We start from the raw sequence: 14,287 nt of genomic DNA on the forward strand, positions 1-14,287 counted from the left end.
GGCTGGGCCGCAAGTCGGGCCGCGGCTTCTACGACTACCGCGGCGACAAGCCCGTCCCGACGCGCTAGCGCCCGCCCTCCCCGCCGGGAGAGAAAAATATCGCCCGCCCCCGTCGGCCCGCCCTATCCTCATGCGTCCTGTGACCACCGAGGAGGCCCGGCGCCATGCTCTACGCCCTGCTCTGCTACAACGACGAAGCCACCGTTTGGTCCTGGGACAAGGCGCAGGAGAGCGAGGTGATGGACCGCCTCGGCGCCGTCCGCGCGCGGCTTGAAAAGCAGGGAAAGCTGGGGCCGTCGCTTCGGCTGTTGCCCACCACCGCCGCCACCACGCTGCGGAAGAGCGACCCGCCGCTGGTCCTCGATGGCCCCTTCGCCGAGACGAAGGAACAGCTGCTGGGCTTCTACATCATCGACGTGGCCGACCTGGACGAGGCGATCGCCGTCGCGAAGGACCTGGGAGAGGCCAACCCCGGCGGCTCGTATGAGATCCGTCCCCTTGCCGTCTACAACGCCGGCGCGGACCTCCGCGTGAGCGCATGAGCGACCTGGCCTGGATCAACGCGGCGATCACCGCCGCGCGGCCCCAGGCCGTGGGCGCCCTGCTCCGCTATTTCCGCGACCTCGACACCGCCGAGGAAGCGTTCCAGGACGCCTGTCTGCGGGCCTTGAAGACCTGGCCGCAGAACGGCCCGCCGCGCGACCCTGCCGCGTGGCTGATCATGGTGGGACGCAACGCCGCGCTGGACGGCGTGCGCAAGCGCTCGCGCCACACCGAGCTGCCGCCCGAGGAAGTCCTGTCCGACCTCGGCGACCAGGAGGAGCGCGCCGTCGAGCAAGTCGACGCCAGCGACTATCGCGACGACGTCCTGCGGCTGCTGTTCATCTGCTGCCATCCCGACCTGCCCGCCACCCAGCAGATCGCCATGGCCCTGCGGATCGTTTCGGGCCTGACCGTGAAGCAGATCGCCCGCGCCTTCCTCGTCAGCGAAGCGGCGATGGAGCAGCGGATCACCCGGGCCAAGCGCATCGTGGCCGAGGGCGACGCCGACTTCGAGACTCCAGGGGCCGTCGAGCGCGCGGAGCGGCTCGCGGCCGTGGCGGCCATGATCTACCTTGTGTTCAACGAGGGCTATTCGGCCGGCGACAATCCTGCCCGCGCCCAGCTGTGCGGCGAGGCGATCCGGCTGGGACGGCTGCTGCTGCGCCTGTTCCAGGCCGAGCCCGAGATCATGGGGCTGCTGGCGCTGATGCTGGTCCAGCACGCCCGCACCCCGGCGCGCTTCGACGCCGAAGGCCAGATCGTGCTCCTGGACGACCAGGACCGCGGCCTCTGGGACCGTGGGATGATCGCCGAGGGTCTGGCGCTGATCGACAAGGCCATGCGCCACCGTCGGCCGGGCGCCTACCAGGTTCAGGCCGCGATCGCCGCGTTGCATGTACGGGCCCCCACGCCCGCCGACACCGACTGGGCCCAGATCGACGCGCTCTACGCCAATCTCGAACGCCTGACGCCTTCGCCGGTGATCACGCTGAACCGGGCGGTGGCCGTCTCGAAGGTGGCCGGGCCCGAGGCGGCCCTGACGATGATCGAGCCGTTGGCGGACAGGCTTTCCGGCTACTTCCACTTTCACGGGCTGAAGGGCGCGCTGAACCTGGAGCTGGGCCGGGAAGCCGAGGCGCGCGCCGCCTTCGGCCGCGCCATCGCGCTGGCCAACACCGCCGCCGAAGCCGCCCACATCCGCCAGCACCTGGACCGCCTGATGGCGGATCATCATCCCACCGTGCGTGAACCCGGAGCAGCAAGAGGATAGCCGGACATTGTCGGGAGCGGCCGGCCCCGGCCGTCCTTAGGGCGCAACGCCCGAGGAGCCTCCGATGTCCGAGACCGCCGAACTGCCCGCCATGCCAAAGATCGAGACCAAGGGCGGCGTCGTCGCCTACCTGTCGGTGGATGGGGCCCGAAAGGCCGCAGAGTTCATCAAGATCGCCTTCGGCGGCGAGGAGGTCTTCGCCTACCCCGAGGACGAGCAGGGCCGCACCATGCACATCCACCTGTACGTCAACGGCAGCTCGATGATGCTGGGTGACTTCTATCCCGAGCACGGCCACGCAAAGGAGACCCCGGCCGGATTCACGATCCAGCTGATGGTCGACGACATCCACGCGTGGTTCGACCGTGCGGTCGCCGCCGGCTGCGAAGCCATTGTTCCGCCGCAGGAGATGTTCTGGGGCGACACCTGGGGCCAGGTCAAAGACCCGTTCGGCTTCATCTGGGCCTTCAACCAACCCCGCGCCGGCTAGGCCCACTGCGCGATATGGCCTCTGGCGGCGCGACGCGAGGGCCCGCGCTGATCCCGATTCGACGTTAACCATTCCCGAACCGGCACATGGTTAATGAATTCGACTAGCCCGGGGACCACCTCGATACTCCGGGTGATTCGGAAGCAGGACCATGCGGCGGCTCACTCTCGCGCTTCTCTGTGCGACCTACCTCTGCCTCTCGCTGATCGTCGCGCTCACCCTGTGGCGCAGCGGCTTCGGCTGGGGGGTGGCGATCTCGGCGATGATGGGCGGCCTGGGGCTCTGCCTCGCGTCGCATGGCATGATCATGCGCTTCCTCGAGATGCGCGAGCTGCGCGGTGAGGTCGAGGCCGTCCGCGACGCCCATCGCATCCTGCTGGACCAGGTCGTCGCTATCGACGGCCGCGTCACGGACGTGGCCCGGGTGGTCGAATCCGACGTCTCGCGCGCCGCCGCGCTGACCGACGAGGTTCACCTGCTGGAGGAGCTGGTCGAGAAGATGAGCCAGCGGATGGACGAGCCCCGCGCCCCCTATCTCGCCGCCCAGGGCGGCCAGGACGTCCGCCGCCCGCAGAGCCTGGTAGGCGTCGTCAAGGAGGCCCTGATGGAGGGCCGCGTCGACCTCTACCTCCAGCCGGTGATGGCGCTGCCCCAGCGCAAGACCGTCTTCTACGAGAGCTTCACGCGCCTGCGCGACCCGTCCGGCCGGGTGATCATGCCCGCCGAGTACCTGACCGTCGCCGAACCCGGCGGCCTGGTCACCGCGATCGACAACCTGATGCTGTTCCGCTGCGTCCAGATCATCCGCCGGCTGGCCCGGCAGGATCGCCGCGTCGGCATCTTCTGCAACATCTCGATGTCCAGCCTGGGCGACGAAGAGTTCTTCCCGCAGTTCCTCGACCTGCTGCGCGCCAACCGCGACCTGTCGCCGGCGCTGGTGTTCGAGATCGGACAGGCCGGCTTCGACACCCGCACATCGGTCCAGGCCCGCAACATGGCCAAGCTGGCTGACCTGGGCTTCCGCTTCAGCCTCGACAAGGTGAAGAACCTCGACCTCGACCTCCAGGACCTGCAGCGCTCGGACGTGAAGTTCGTGAAGGTGGCCGCCCAGACGCTGCTGGACGAGCTGACCACGGTGGAGAACCGGCTGGTCCTGCGCTCGATGCCGGACCTCGCCGCCGAGGACTTCGCGCTGCTGGCCCGCCGCTACGGCGTCGACCTGGTGGCCGAGAAGGTGGAGAACGAGCGGCAGGTCGTCGACATCCTCGACCTCGACATCCAGCTGGGCCAGGGTCACCTGTTCGGCGAACCCCGCGCCATCAAGAGCGACGTTCTGGCCGAAGCCGGCCAGCCGGGCGCGACCGTCGAGCGCCTCCGCGTCCGCGCGGCTTAAGGGGTCCCCGCGGTTCGGACTTTCCTTCCCCGCTTGGTGGGAAAGGCAGGAGTAGCGTTGACCTGCCCCCTAACGCCCGGTACCGCCCGCCCCAATGACCTCCCCCACGCCGATCTCCGGGCTGTCCCAGCTCGCCGCCCGCTACGATGTGCTGCTTTGCGACGTGTGGGGCGTGATCCACAACGGCCGTGAGAGCTTCCCCGCCGCCTGCGCCGCCCTGGCGCGGTTCCGGGCCGAGGTGGGGCCCGTGATCCTGATCTCCAACGCGCCCCGGCCCCATCCGCCGATCGTGGAGCAGCTCGACAGCCTGGGCGTCCCCCGCACGGCGTGGACCCAGCTCATCACCTCGGGCGACGCCACCCGGACCCTCCTGGCCCAGCGCGCACCAGGCCGCTGCTGGAAGATCGGACCGGATCGCGACAGCGTGCTCTATGAGGGTCTGGACCTGCGGGAGGGTGGCCCCGAGGACGCCGACTTCATCTGTGTCACCGGCCCCTACGACGACGAGAACGACGAGCCGGGCGACTATCGCGACCGCTTCATCGCCTGCGTCGCGCGCGGGCTGGAGCTGATCTGCGCGAACCCCGACATCGTCGTCCAGCGCGGCGACCGGCTGATCTACTGCGGCGGCGCCCTGGCTCAACTCTACGAGAGCCTGGGCGGTCGTGCGGTGATGGCGGGCAAGCCCTATGCGCCGATCTACGAGATGGCCCTGTCGGTGGCCGCCGAGCGCCTGGGCCGGCCGGTGGACCCCACCCGCGTGCTGTGCGTGGGCGACGGCCTGCCCACGGACGTGCGCGGCGCCAACGCACGCGGCCTCGACGTCCTCTTCGTCGCCAGCGGCATCCACGGCGCCGAAACGATCGGACCCGATGGCCTGATCCTGCCGGTGGTCGAGGACCTCCTGCGGCAAGAGGGCCTACAGGCGAACTGGGCGATCGCGGATATGATCTGGTCGTAAGCGGACCTGAGTCGCGAGCCGGGTGCACGGACCGGCGGACGGCTTGAAAGGGACGCGCAACGCGGAGAAGGGGGTTCTTCCGTGCAAGGTCTTTACATCGACGAGCTGACCGTCGGTCAGTTCGCGGAGATGAGCCGCGTCGTGGGCGTGGCCGACATCGAGGCGTTCGCCGAGGTCTCGGGCGACAACAATCCGGTCCACCTGGACGACGCCTACGCCAAGGGCACCGCGTTCGGCGAGCGCATCGCCCACGGCATGCTCTCAGGCGCCTACATCTCGGCGATCCTCGGCACCAAGCTGCCGGGGCCGGGCGCCATCTATCTTTCGCAATCGCTGCGGTTCCGTCGGCCGGTGAAGGTGGGCGACCTGGTCGTGGCCCGCGCCACCATCAAGGCGCTGGACGTCAACAAGGGCCACGTGACCCTGGACACCGTTTGCGAGGTTGGCGGCAAGACGGTGGTCGAAGGCGAAGCTCTGGTGATTGCGCCCCGCCGCGGGGCGTGACAATCGGGGGCGCATGAAGCGCATCCGGGTCATTCGCGGCTGGAAGGATCTGTCCGACGGCGATCGCGGCGCAGCCGTCGCCATGGGCAGTTTTGACGGCGTCCATCTGGGCCACCAGCAGGTGATCGAGCTGGCGGCGCGAGCCGCGGACGACCTGGGCGCGCCCTTGGGCGTGATCACCTTCGATCCGCATCCGCGCGTGTACTTCCGCCCCGAAGAACCGGCCTTCCGCCTGATGAAGACCGATCAGCAGGCGCGGGCGCTGGAGAAGCTGAACGTCGACATCCTTTACGTCCTGCCGCTTGAGCCCGAGCTGGCGGGCATGACCGACCGCGAGTTCGCGACAGACGTGCTGCACAGGGGCCTGGGCGCCCGCCACGTGGCCGTTGGGTTCGACAATTCGTTCGGCAAGGGCCGGTCGGGCTCGCCGGCCACCATGCGCCAGTATGGCGCCGAGCTGGGGTTCGGCGTGTCGGTGGCCGAGCCGGTAGGTGACGGCGGCGAGAAGTTCTCGTCCACCCAGGTGCGCGACGCCCTGCGCGACGGCCGCCCCGAGGTCGCCGCCGAGATCCTGGGCCGCCCGTTCGCCATCGAGGGGCCGGTGCAGCGCGGCCGGCAGCTGGGCCGCAAGCTGGGTTTCCCGACCGCCAACGTGGATCTGGCCGACTATGTCTCGCCGCGTTTCGGGGTCTATGCGGTGCGCACGCGCCTGTCGGACGGCCGCCAGTTCGACGGCGTCGCCAATATCGGCGTGAACCCGACCGTCCAGGGCGTGACGAGGCCCCTTCTCGAGGTCTGGCTCTTCGACTTCGACGAAGACATCTACGATCGCGTCATCGAGACCGACCTGGTGGCCTTCCTGCGGCCCGAGGAGAAGTTCGACAGCCTCGAGGTGATGACCGAACAGGTCACGCGGGATGCGGACAACGCGCGGCGAGTGCTCTCCCGCCCCTGACGGGGCAGGAAGTCAGCGCCGCTTGCCCAGCTCCGCGGCGATGTCCTTGGTCATCTTGCCGACCTTGCGGTGGGCCGCGGTGAGCTGGTCCTTGGTCACGCCCCACTTCTTCATCCAATACTCGACCGCCTTGCGCTCGGTGAGGTCGAGGCGGTCCTTGTCGATGAAGAAGCCGCCCTTGTCCTTCAGGCCCGCCATGGCGAATCTCCTCCGCGCGCCGCAGGCGCTATCAGGATTGTCCACGAACCACGCGAACCACACAAACGTCACGTGACGCAGCCGGGACCGCGAGGATGAGTCTGTGTGGTTCGTGTGGTTCGTGGACGAAGCCAGCGGCGCTGGCGCGCCACTACCGGCTGACGGTGATGTCCTTGATCAGCGACTGGACCGTGGCCTTGCCGCCGGCGTTCCAGACCTGCTTCAGGTAGGCCAGCGTGCGGGCCGCGGCGTCCTCGTGCTTCCAGTCGCAGGCGACGAAGGTGCAGTCCTCGAACACGGGCGTGCCGCCGCCGGCGTAGACGAGCCGGCTGTCGCGGAATTCGCACTGCGTGAAGATTTCATCGTCCAGCTGGACGGTCTCGTGATTGTAGATGACGCCGCTCGGCATGTTCAGCTTTCGTCGGCCGAAGGTTCGGCCTCATCAGGGTTTGTCGCGCCGCGCTCGCGTTCGCGCTGCTCGCGCTTGGCAGCGGCCTTTTCGGCCGTCTTGATCGCCTTCTGGCGATCACGTTCCATGCGCTCGAACTGGTAGTTGGGCTTCCTCGCCATCGGGGCTCCTGGAGACTCTTCGGTTCACCTGAACCGTCGGGGCTCAGGACATTCGCCTAGCGGCGGGCCGTTCGGTCCGGAACGGGCCGCGCCCAGGCGGCGACGGGCTAGCGGGCCTTGCGGGCCGCGTAGCGGGCGTCGCGCTTGGCCTTGGCTTCGGCCTTGGTGAGCGCCTTGCGCTCCTTGCGTTCGCCGCGCTTGGCGTCGAGGTTCGCGGCTTCGGCGGCCTCCACGCTCAGGCGCGCGGCTTCGATCGCATCGGCGGCGGCCTGACGCTTGGCGACCTTGGCCTCGGTGCGCTCCTGGCGCACGCGCAGCAGCTCGGCCTCGCGGGCCTCGGCGCGGGTCGGCGTATCGGTCGCGGTGCTTGCAGCCTTCGGCTTGAAGGCGGCCAGCAAGGCCTTCTTCGCGTCGGCGGCTGTCTTCAGGCGTTCCTGGAAACCGGTGCGGAGGATCTCGTTCATTCTTGCCCTTTTCGGCTGGTCGCCGCGGCGCAGATCGCCTCGAGGTGTCCCCGGACGTTGCGCGACGCCAGCAGGACATCGACGGCGTGGCAGCCGTCGGCCTTCAGGCGCTGTTTGAGAGCCGCCACGTCACGGACCTCGCCCGCGCGGGCGAGCGCATAGGCGCGCTCGAGTGTGGATGGTGTCATGGCGTGCAGACCTCCGGCCGGAGCGGCTTGGCGCCGCGCCGGCCAGGGGCCCTTTGTCCTTAGGCGGCTTGCAGCTGGCCGGCGGACATCTTGCCGCTGCGCTGGTCGCGTTCGAGCTCGAAGGAAACCTTCTGGCCTTCGTTCAGCGAGCCCAGGCCCGCGCGTTCGACGGCCGAGATGTGCACGAACACGTCCGCGCCGCCGTCGTCAGGCTGGATGAAGCCGAAACCCTTGGTCGGGTTGAACCACTTCACGGTACCGGTAGCCATGTTTTCTGTCTTTCTATTGCAAGATTTGGCGCGCCCCGGGTGGGACTTCGCATCAAATTGTCGGAGAGGATCTTGCGAAGTCCGGGCTCGATCCGAAGAACAAGCGTGGAGAGCAACCGAACCAAATCGCGATTTGATTGCGACCGTATATCCGAATAGCTCGTCGATATCTACCGAAATCGGGAATCCCGGCGATGTCAGGGGGTGGACCCTGCGGAAGAGACACGTTCGCGGCGACGTCGAAACGCCTCGACCGGTCGGTCGCGACCTCTAGCGCGCCTTGGAGCCGCCGATGCGCTTCTGCTGGAAGAGCCACTGAGGCAGAGCCTCGTCGGCGAAGCCAGGATCCCAGCTGTTGTGGTTCACGCCCGCCAGTTCCTTGTAGGTGACCTGAGCGCCGGCCGCCTTGAGGGCGGCGGCCATCTTGCGGGACTCGTCCACGGGCACGACCACGTCGGCGTCGCCATGGACGATCCAGATCGGCAGCTTGCTGATCTTGCCTGCCAGCGCGGCATACGGGTCCGGCCCCGCCGCGATGGGCGGCAGGCCGCGGAACGACCCGGCGAAGGCGCACACCGGCACGACGGCGGCCCAGCGGTCAGGATTCTCATAGGCCAGCCGCCACGACCCGTTGCCGCCCATCGACAGGCCGGCCAGGTAGACGCGATTGGGGTCGGTGCGGAACTCGCGCTCGGACTGGGCGAGCGCCGCCATGGCCACCTTCGCCGGGACGCCCATCCAGAGCTGGTCCTTCGGCGCCTGCGGGAACACCACGATGGCCGGCCAGCGTTCGGGATGTCGGCGGATCGCGCCGGCGAGACCCACCTCGGTCTGCAGCAGGCCGTCCGAGCCCCGCTCGCCGGCGCCGTGCAAGGCCAGGATGATGGGCTTTGCGCCCGCGATCGGCTTCCTCGGCACATAGACCTGGTAGGCGTACGACTTGCCGTCGACCGTGATCGTCCGGTCGAGGAAGCCCGTATCGGCCAGAGCCGCCGACGGAAGCGCCAGCATGAACAGCGCCGCCAGCGCCAAAAGCCACCGCGTCATCATCCGCCTCCCCCATGTTGTTGAGAATGAGCGTAACCCTGCGCCCGTCGTTGTCATCCCCAAGACTTGGGTTCGCCGCCCGTCTCTGTTAGAGCCTCCCCCCATGACTTCGGTCCGGAAGAGCGTGCGAATTATCCGCCCGGCGTGACGCCGCCGGACGAAGCCGTTCCAGCGCGCGCCGGGTTCTCACCCCGCACCTCTCAGACCCCCGGACCAGCCTGGACAGAGTGATGGCCGACGACGCCCCCAATGCTACGCGCGACTACCGCGAAACCGTCTTCCTTCCCGAGACGCCCTTCCCCATGCGCGCGGGCCTGCCGCAGAAGGAGCCGCAGATCCTGGCGAAGTGGGCGGAGCAGAACCTCTACCACGCCATGCGCGCCGACCGGCAGCGCGCCGGCGCGCCGCTGTTCGTGCTGCACGACGGCCCGCCCTATGCGAACGGCGCGATCCACATCGGCCACTCCCTGCAGAAGACGCTGAAGGACTTCGTGGTCCGCTCGCGGTTCCTGCTGGGCTTCGACGTCGACTACGTGCCGGGCTGGGACTGCCATGGCCTGCCCATCGAGTGGCAGATCGAGAAGGAGCTCAAGGAAAAGGGCCGACGCAAGGACGAGGTCTCGAAGGCCGAGTTCCGCACCCTTTGCCGCGACTACGCCGCGCACTGGATCGACGTGCAGCGCGACGGCTTCAAGCGCCTGGGCGTGATCGGCGACTGGGAAAACCGCTACGCCACCATGGACTATTCCAGCGAGGCCGCGATCGTGGCCGAGTTCCACAAGTTCGTGGCCACGGGCCAGCTCTACCGCGGCTCGAAACCCGTGATGTGGAGCCCGGTCGAGCGGACGGCCCTGGCCGACGCCGAGGTCGAATACCACGACCACAACAGCCCCACGATCTGGGTGAAGTTCCCGGTGACTGAAGGCAGCGACGCCGCGCGCGGCGCATCGGTCGTCATCTGGACCACCACGCCCTGGACCATCCCGGCCAACCGGGCGATCAGCTACAACGAAGCCATCGACTACGGCGTCTACCAGGTCGAGGCCATGGAAGAGGGCCTTGAGTTCGAGCCCTGGGCCAAGCCGGGCGACCGGCTGATCGTGGCCGACAAGCTGTCGGCCGATGTCTTCGCCGCCGCCAAGATCGCCAAGGCCCGCCGCGTCGAGAAGATCGACTGCCAGGGCATGGTCTGTGAGCACCCGTTCGCGAACCTGGACCCGCACTATCAGTTCGGCGTGCCGTTGCTGGCCGGCGACCACGTGACCGACGACGCCGGCACGGGCTTCGTCCACACCGCCCCCGGACACGGCGCCGACGACTACCTGGTCTGGCTGGCCCATGGCCATCGCGAGATCCCCGAGACGGTGGATCCCGACGGCGCCTACTACCCGCATGTGGCCCTGTTCGCAGGCCTGAAGGTGCTGGAGACCGAGGGCAAGAAGGCGGGCAAGTTCGGCCCCGCCAACCCGGCCGTCATCGACAAGCTGATCGAGGCCGGCCGCCTGCTGGCCCGCGGCCGGCTGGAGCACAGCTACCCGCACAGCTGGCGCTCGAAGGCTCCGGTGATCTTCCGCAACACCCCGCAGTGGTTCATCCGCATGGACGAGCCGGTGGACACCAAGGAGCTGGGCGGCCGCACCCTGCGCGAAGCCGCGCTGGAGGCCATCGAGGCCACCACGTTCCACCCCGCGGGCGGCAAGAACCGCATCCGCTCGATGGTGGAGAGCCGGCCCGACTGGCTGATCAGCCGCCAGCGTGCGTGGGGGGCTCCGCTGGCCATGTTCGTCGACAAGGAGACGAACCAGCCGCTGCACGATCCCGAGGTCGACAAGCGCATCATCGATGCTATCGCCAAGGAAGGCGCCGACGCCTGGTTCACCCGGCCGGTCACCGACTTCCTCGGCAGCCACGACCCCGACCGCTACGAGAAGGTCGAGGACATCCTCGATGTCTGGTTCGACTCGGGCTCGACCCACGCCTTCACGCTGGAGAACCGCGCCCACACCAAGTGGCCCGCCGACCTCTACCTGGAAGGCTCGGACCAGCACCGCGGCTGGTTCCAGAGCTCGCTGCTGGAAAGCTCGGGCACCCGCGGCCGCGCGCCTTACGACGCCATCCTCACCCACGGTTTCACCATGGACGAGAACGGCGAGAAGATGAGCAAGTCCAAGGGCAACACGGTCGACCCAGAGGTGGTCATCCGCGAGTCCGGGGCCGAGATCATCCGCCTCTGGGCCGCGATGATCGACTACGCAGACGACAGCCGGATCGGGAAGACGATCCTGCAGACGACCTCCGATGCGTACCGCAAGCTGCGCAACACCGTCCGCTACATGCTGGGCGCCCTGGCGGACTACTCGCCGGACGAGGCCGTCGAGCTGACCGAGATGCCGCCGCTGGAGCGGTTCATCCTGCACCGTCTCTGGGAGCTGGATGGCCAGGTGCGCGCCGCCTACGACGCCTACCTGTTCCAGGACGTGATCCGGCCGATCCTCGACTTCTGCCAGGAGGACCTGTCGGCGCTGTTCTTCGATATCCGCAGAGACAGCCTCTACTGCGACCAGCCCAGCGAGCTGAAGCGTCGGGCCGCGCGTACGGTGATGGAGGCGGTGTTCGAGCGGCTGACCGCGTGGCTCAGCCCGCTGATCCCGTTCACGATGGAAGAGGCCTGGACCACCCGCTACCCGAACGCCCACTCCAACTGCCTGCGCACCATCCCGATCACCCCGGTCGAGTGGAAGAACGACGCCGAGGCCGCCCGTTGGGCCAAGGTCCAGAAGGTGATGTCGGTGGTGACCGGCGCGCTGGAGGTCGAGCGGCGTGAGAAGCGGATGGGCGCCGCCCTGGAAGCCGCGCCGAAGGTCTTTATCTCCGACGCCGACCTGCTGGCCGCGCTGGACGGCCTGGACGCCGCCGAGGTGTTCCGCACCAGCCAGGCGACGCTGGTCGCGGGCGAGGGTCCCGCCGCAGCCTTCCGCCTGCCAGAGGTGGGCGGTGTCGCCGTGGAGACGCTGAAGGCCGAAGGCCGGAAGTGCGCCCGCTCGTGGCGGATCCTGCCGGAAGTGGGGTCCGACCCGCGCTACCCCGACCTGTCGCTGCGCGACGCTGAGGCCGTGGCGGCCTGGGACGCGGCCAGAAAAGGCCAGGGACTGGCATGACCGAGGCCGCGGAAGCATCGTCGACTGGAGTCACCCGCTGGGGCTGGCGCGCCTATGCGCTGGCCGCCGTGGTGCTGATCCTGGACCAGCTCACGAAGTACTGGATCCTCTCGGTCGTGCGCCTTCCAGAAGGCGCCACGATGGAGGTGTTTCCGCCGCTGCAATTCACCCGCATCTGGAACGAAGGCGTCAGCTTCGGCCTCTTCCAGGCGCAGCACGACCTGGTGCGCTGGGGCATGGTGGCGTTCAACGTGGTCGTGGCGGTGCTGCTGTCGTACTGGGTGCGCAGCCAGGTCCGGCTGCTGCCGGCGGTGGGCCTGGGCCTGCTGATCGGCGGGGCGATCGGCAACGCCATAGACCGCGCCCGCTTCGGCGCGGTGGTGGATTTCATCGACGTCCACCGGCTGGGCTTCTTCCCCTGGATCTTCAACATCGCCGACGCCGGCATCACCATCGGCGTCATCTTCATCCTGCTGGACAGCCTGCGGCGAGAACGTCCGGCCTGACGCCGTTGGCGCGAGCGCGCGGTTGGGGTATCCAGACGCTCCGCCGTTTTCCGGCCACGGACAGCGGGCACACTGCAGGACGATGCGCCACCCTTCGATCCGGCGCGCTTGGGAGTTTCTAGGGTTCATGAGCTTCAATCGCGTGATCGTGGCGACCGCCCTGGTCGCAGCCGCGGGCCTCGCCGGCTGCCAGTCCACCCAGAAGGCCCTGGGCATGTCCAAGGTGACCCCTGACGAGTTCCGGGTCGTGACCAAGGCGCCCCTGGTGGTCCCGCCCGACTACGCGCTGCGCCCGCCGGCCCCCGGCGAGCCGCGCCCGCAGGAGCTGCAGCCCGAGAGCGCCGCGCGCAACGCCCTGCTGGGCCAGCGCGAAGCCGAGCAGCGGTCCGACGGCGAGAAGCTGCTGGTCGCCAAGGCCGGCGCCGAAAAGGCCGACCCGCTGGTGCGCTATGTCGTCGATGACGAGTTCGGCGACATCGCCCACAAGGAAAAGAACTTCGCCGACCGCGTGATGTTCTGGAAGAAGGGCGACGCGGCCGCGCCGCAGCAGACCGCCGCCCTCGATGGCTCCAACGCGCCCATCGACGCCGCCGCCGAGAAGGAGCGCGTGGCCAAGCTGACCGGCGAAAAGCCCATCACCATCCAGCGCGACGCGAAGAGCCGCATCAAGCTCCCGGGGCTGTAGGCCCCGGCCTACCCGCGAACGATTTCGAGCCTCCGCGCAAGCGGAGGCTCTTTCGTTTTCAGACCACGGAACGGCAGAAGGCGGCCGGGCTCCTTCCGCCTCACTCCTCGCCCGGCGTCTTCACGGTCAGGCCCTGCTTCCGCAGCCGCTCCAGGACGCCGTTCTGCGCCAGCAACGGCCGCAGCGGGACCAGCACGATCGCATGTCCCGGCTGCTTCAGAGCGCCCGCGATAGCGGCCGCGGTGTCGGCCTTGGTACGTTCGTCATAGGTCCGACCGCCCGAGATCACCGCCAGGCAGCGCTCGTAGGTCCGCTCGTTCTGGAGGGCCCCCTCCACGTCTCCGACCGCCCAGGCTCGCGCGGCGGCGCGGGTGACCCCCGGGCCGGCCTCAGCCTGGCTCAGCACCTCGTCGAAACAGATCCGCCCGGTGGACGCCGGCGTGCGCAGGATGCCGCTCAGCTGCGGGCCCAGGTCGTAGCTCTTCTCGACCACCTTCACCCGTTGTCGCTGAGCCAGCAGGCGCACCAGCTTGGCCGGGTCCATGTTGGTCAGTTCCGACCGGTCTCGGTAGTCGATCGCCAGCTGCACGCCGGCCGCCAGCGGGTTGCTGGTCGGATAGTGCTTGGCGTCCTGGCCCAGTCGGGTGCGAACAGCCACGAACCGCGCCCGCGTCGCCGGGTCCAGCCGATCCTCGAACGGTCCGCCCGAGCGCAGCCGCAGCAGGTTGAACGCCGTCCCGACCGAGCCGCCGACCTTGGCGCGCACGTTGACGAACGGCAGGATCACCACGTTCGCGCCCTGCAGCCGCCGCTCGAAGATCGCCCGGTCCCATTCCATCCGCTTGGGCGCCAGCGAGGGCACGCCCAGCACGTAAACCGTGGTGTCGGCGTCGGTCACGCGCCACCATGCCGGCCCCGGCAGGCGGCCGCGCACGACCAGCTCCTCCACCAGCGTCGCGTCCGGGTCGTCGGGCAGCGGCGCCGGTGCAGGCGTCTGGGCGACAGCCGGAACGGCGGCAAGGGCGGCGACCAGGGTAAGAGCGGCGATACGTTTCAGCACGCGGGGGAGACTCCTCGGAATCGGAC

The 14,287-nt window shown here is 68.8% G+C and carries 18 protein-coding genes; 10 read left to right on the forward strand and 8 right to left on the reverse strand.

Annotated elements, in window-relative coordinates; translation table 11 throughout:
* Nucleotides 1-164 precede the first annotated feature (164 nt).
* The 7 genes from EPN98_RS06885 to EPN98_RS06915 all read left to right on the forward strand — a co-directional run bounded on the left by EPN98_RS06885 (nucleotide 165) and on the right by EPN98_RS06915 (nucleotide 6,116).
* Nucleotides 165-542: a YciI family protein gene (locus EPN98_RS06885; RefSeq protein WP_293361868.1), complete on the forward strand. Its 378-nt coding sequence runs from the start codon at nucleotides 165-167 to the stop codon at nucleotides 540-542.
* Nucleotides 539-1,813 carry an RNA polymerase sigma factor gene (locus EPN98_RS06890; protein WP_293361870.1) on the forward strand — a complete coding sequence of 425 codons (1,275 nt, stop codon included), beginning with the start codon at nucleotides 539-541 and terminating at the stop codon, nucleotides 1,811-1,813. Before EPN98_RS06885 ends, EPN98_RS06890 begins: the two co-directional genes overlap by 4 nt.
* 64 nt (nucleotides 1,814-1,877) lie before the next feature.
* Nucleotides 1,878-2,303, forward strand: coding sequence for a VOC family protein (locus EPN98_RS06895; protein ID WP_293361872.1), 426 nt, complete (start codon nucleotides 1,878-1,880; stop codon nucleotides 2,301-2,303).
* A 151-nt stretch (nucleotides 2,304-2,454) separates the two neighbouring features.
* Nucleotides 2,455-3,696, forward strand: a complete 1,242-nt coding sequence (locus EPN98_RS06900; RefSeq protein WP_293361874.1) for an EAL domain-containing protein — start codon at nucleotides 2,455-2,457, stop codon at nucleotides 3,694-3,696.
* Nucleotides 3,697-3,790: 94 nt separating this feature from the next.
* A complete protein-coding gene (locus EPN98_RS06905; protein ID WP_293361876.1) occupies nucleotides 3,791-4,657 on the forward strand; it encodes a TIGR01459 family HAD-type hydrolase in 867 nt (288 codons plus the stop codon).
* Between the two features lie 81 nt (nucleotides 4,658-4,738).
* Nucleotides 4,739-5,161, forward strand: a complete 423-nt coding sequence (locus EPN98_RS06910) for a MaoC family dehydratase (protein ID WP_293361878.1) — start codon at nucleotides 4,739-4,741, stop codon at nucleotides 5,159-5,161.
* A 13-nt stretch (nucleotides 5,162-5,174) separates the two neighbouring features.
* On the forward strand, nucleotides 5,175-6,116 hold the full coding sequence (locus tag EPN98_RS06915) for a bifunctional riboflavin kinase/FAD synthetase (RefSeq protein ID WP_293361880.1): 942 nt from the start codon (nucleotides 5,175-5,177) through the stop codon (nucleotides 6,114-6,116).
* A 12-nt stretch (nucleotides 6,117-6,128) separates the two neighbouring features.
* Here the strand turns inward: EPN98_RS06915 and EPN98_RS06920 are convergent, their stop codons facing one another.
* The 7 genes from EPN98_RS06920 to EPN98_RS06950 all read right to left on the reverse strand — a co-directional run bounded on the left by EPN98_RS06920 (nucleotide 6,129) and on the right by EPN98_RS06950 (nucleotide 8,852).
* Nucleotides 6,129-6,314 carry a DUF3606 domain-containing protein gene (locus tag EPN98_RS06920; protein WP_293361882.1) on the reverse strand — a complete coding sequence of 62 codons (186 nt, stop codon included), beginning with the start codon at nucleotides 6,312-6,314 and terminating at the stop codon, nucleotides 6,129-6,131.
* A 151-nt stretch (nucleotides 6,315-6,465) separates the two neighbouring features.
* Entirely contained in the window at nucleotides 6,466-6,723 is a 258-nt protein-coding gene (locus EPN98_RS06925) for a hypothetical protein (RefSeq protein WP_293361884.1), read from the reverse strand.
* A 2-nt stretch (nucleotides 6,724-6,725) separates the two neighbouring features.
* Nucleotides 6,726-6,884, reverse strand: coding sequence for a hypothetical protein (locus EPN98_RS06930; RefSeq protein ID WP_293361886.1), 159 nt, complete (start codon nucleotides 6,882-6,884; stop codon nucleotides 6,726-6,728).
* A 107-nt stretch (nucleotides 6,885-6,991) separates the two neighbouring features.
* Entirely contained in the window at nucleotides 6,992-7,348 is a 357-nt protein-coding gene (locus tag EPN98_RS06935; RefSeq protein WP_293361888.1) for a DUF6481 family protein, read from the reverse strand.
* Nucleotides 7,345-7,536, reverse strand: coding sequence for a hypothetical protein (locus EPN98_RS06940; RefSeq protein ID WP_293361890.1), 192 nt, complete (start codon nucleotides 7,534-7,536; stop codon nucleotides 7,345-7,347). The genes EPN98_RS06935 and EPN98_RS06940 overlap by 4 nt, the downstream gene beginning before the upstream one ends.
* A gap of 59 nt (nucleotides 7,537-7,595) precedes the next feature.
* Nucleotides 7,596-7,805, reverse strand: coding sequence for a cold-shock protein (locus EPN98_RS06945; RefSeq protein ID WP_293361892.1), 210 nt, complete (start codon nucleotides 7,803-7,805; stop codon nucleotides 7,596-7,598).
* A 270-nt stretch (nucleotides 7,806-8,075) separates the two neighbouring features.
* On the reverse strand, nucleotides 8,076-8,852 hold the full coding sequence (locus tag EPN98_RS06950) for a PHB depolymerase family esterase (protein ID WP_293361894.1): 777 nt from the start codon (nucleotides 8,850-8,852) through the stop codon (nucleotides 8,076-8,078).
* Nucleotides 8,853-9,082: 230 nt separating this feature from the next.
* Here EPN98_RS06950 and ileS point away from each other — a divergent pair, with 230 nt between their 5' ends.
* The 3 genes from ileS to EPN98_RS06965 all read left to right on the forward strand — a co-directional run bounded on the left by ileS (nucleotide 9,083) and on the right by EPN98_RS06965 (nucleotide 13,201).
* A complete protein-coding gene (gene ileS / locus EPN98_RS06955) occupies nucleotides 9,083-12,010 on the forward strand; it encodes an isoleucine--tRNA ligase (RefSeq protein WP_293361896.1) in 2,928 nt (975 codons plus the stop codon).
* A complete protein-coding gene (gene lspA / locus EPN98_RS06960) occupies nucleotides 12,007-12,516 on the forward strand; it encodes a signal peptidase II (RefSeq protein WP_293361898.1) in 510 nt (169 codons plus the stop codon). The genes ileS and lspA overlap by 4 nt, the downstream gene beginning before the upstream one ends.
* A gap of 127 nt (nucleotides 12,517-12,643) precedes the next feature.
* Complete coding sequence (locus EPN98_RS06965; protein ID WP_293361900.1) at nucleotides 12,644-13,201, forward strand: DUF3035 domain-containing protein; 558 nt, start codon at nucleotides 12,644-12,646, stop codon at nucleotides 13,199-13,201.
* A 100-nt stretch (nucleotides 13,202-13,301) separates the two neighbouring features.
* Here the strand turns inward: EPN98_RS06965 and EPN98_RS06970 are convergent, their stop codons facing one another.
* Nucleotides 13,302-14,261: a TraB/GumN family protein gene (locus tag EPN98_RS06970; protein WP_293361902.1), complete on the reverse strand. Its 960-nt coding sequence runs from the start codon at nucleotides 14,259-14,261 to the stop codon at nucleotides 13,302-13,304.
* Nucleotides 14,262-14,287: the final 26 nt, after the last annotated feature.

It is taken from the genome of Phenylobacterium sp., from assembly GCF_004299445.1.
GTDB lineage: Bacteria > Pseudomonadota > Alphaproteobacteria > Caulobacterales > Caulobacteraceae > Phenylobacterium.

What these genes read in the sequence shown, in the direction of transcription:
- EPN98_RS06885 (WP_293361868.1), top strand. Translation starts at nt 165, where the DNA reads ATGCTCTACGCCCTGCTCTGCTACAACGACGAAGCCACCGTTTGGTCC.
- EPN98_RS06890 (WP_293361870.1), top strand. Translation starts at nt 539, where the DNA reads ATGAGCGACCTGGCCTGGATCAACGCGGCGATCACCGCCGCGCGGCCC.
- EPN98_RS06895 (WP_293361872.1), top strand. Translation starts at nt 1,878, where the DNA reads ATGTCCGAGACCGCCGAACTGCCCGCCATGCCAAAGATCGAGACCAAG.
- EPN98_RS06900 (WP_293361874.1), top strand. Translation starts at nt 2,455, where the DNA reads ATGCGGCGGCTCACTCTCGCGCTTCTCTGTGCGACCTACCTCTGCCTC.
- EPN98_RS06905 (WP_293361876.1), top strand. Translation starts at nt 3,791, where the DNA reads ATGACCTCCCCCACGCCGATCTCCGGGCTGTCCCAGCTCGCCGCCCGC.
- EPN98_RS06915 (WP_293361880.1), top strand. Translation starts at nt 5,175, where the DNA reads ATGAAGCGCATCCGGGTCATTCGCGGCTGGAAGGATCTGTCCGACGGC.
- EPN98_RS06920 (WP_293361882.1), bottom strand. Translation starts at nt 6,314, where the DNA reads ATGGCGGGCCTGAAGGACAAGGGCGGCTTCTTCATCGACAAGGACCGC.
- EPN98_RS06925 (WP_293361884.1), bottom strand. Translation starts at nt 6,723, where the DNA reads ATGCCGAGCGGCGTCATCTACAATCACGAGACCGTCCAGCTGGACGAT.
- EPN98_RS06930 (WP_293361886.1), bottom strand. Translation starts at nt 6,884, where the DNA reads ATGGCGAGGAAGCCCAACTACCAGTTCGAGCGCATGGAACGTGATCGC.
- EPN98_RS06935 (WP_293361888.1), bottom strand. Translation starts at nt 7,348, where the DNA reads ATGAACGAGATCCTCCGCACCGGTTTCCAGGAACGCCTGAAGACAGCC.
- EPN98_RS06940 (WP_293361890.1), bottom strand. Translation starts at nt 7,536, where the DNA reads ATGACACCATCCACACTCGAGCGCGCCTATGCGCTCGCCCGCGCGGGC.
- EPN98_RS06945 (WP_293361892.1), bottom strand. Translation starts at nt 7,805, where the DNA reads ATGGCTACCGGTACCGTGAAGTGGTTCAACCCGACCAAGGGTTTCGGC.
- EPN98_RS06950 (WP_293361894.1), bottom strand. Translation starts at nt 8,852, where the DNA reads ATGACGCGGTGGCTTTTGGCGCTGGCGGCGCTGTTCATGCTGGCGCTT.
- ileS (WP_293361896.1), top strand. Translation starts at nt 9,083, where the DNA reads ATGGCCGACGACGCCCCCAATGCTACGCGCGACTACCGCGAAACCGTC.
- lspA (WP_293361898.1), top strand. Translation starts at nt 12,007, where the DNA reads ATGACCGAGGCCGCGGAAGCATCGTCGACTGGAGTCACCCGCTGGGGC.
- EPN98_RS06965 (WP_293361900.1), top strand. Translation starts at nt 12,644, where the DNA reads ATGAGCTTCAATCGCGTGATCGTGGCGACCGCCCTGGTCGCAGCCGCG.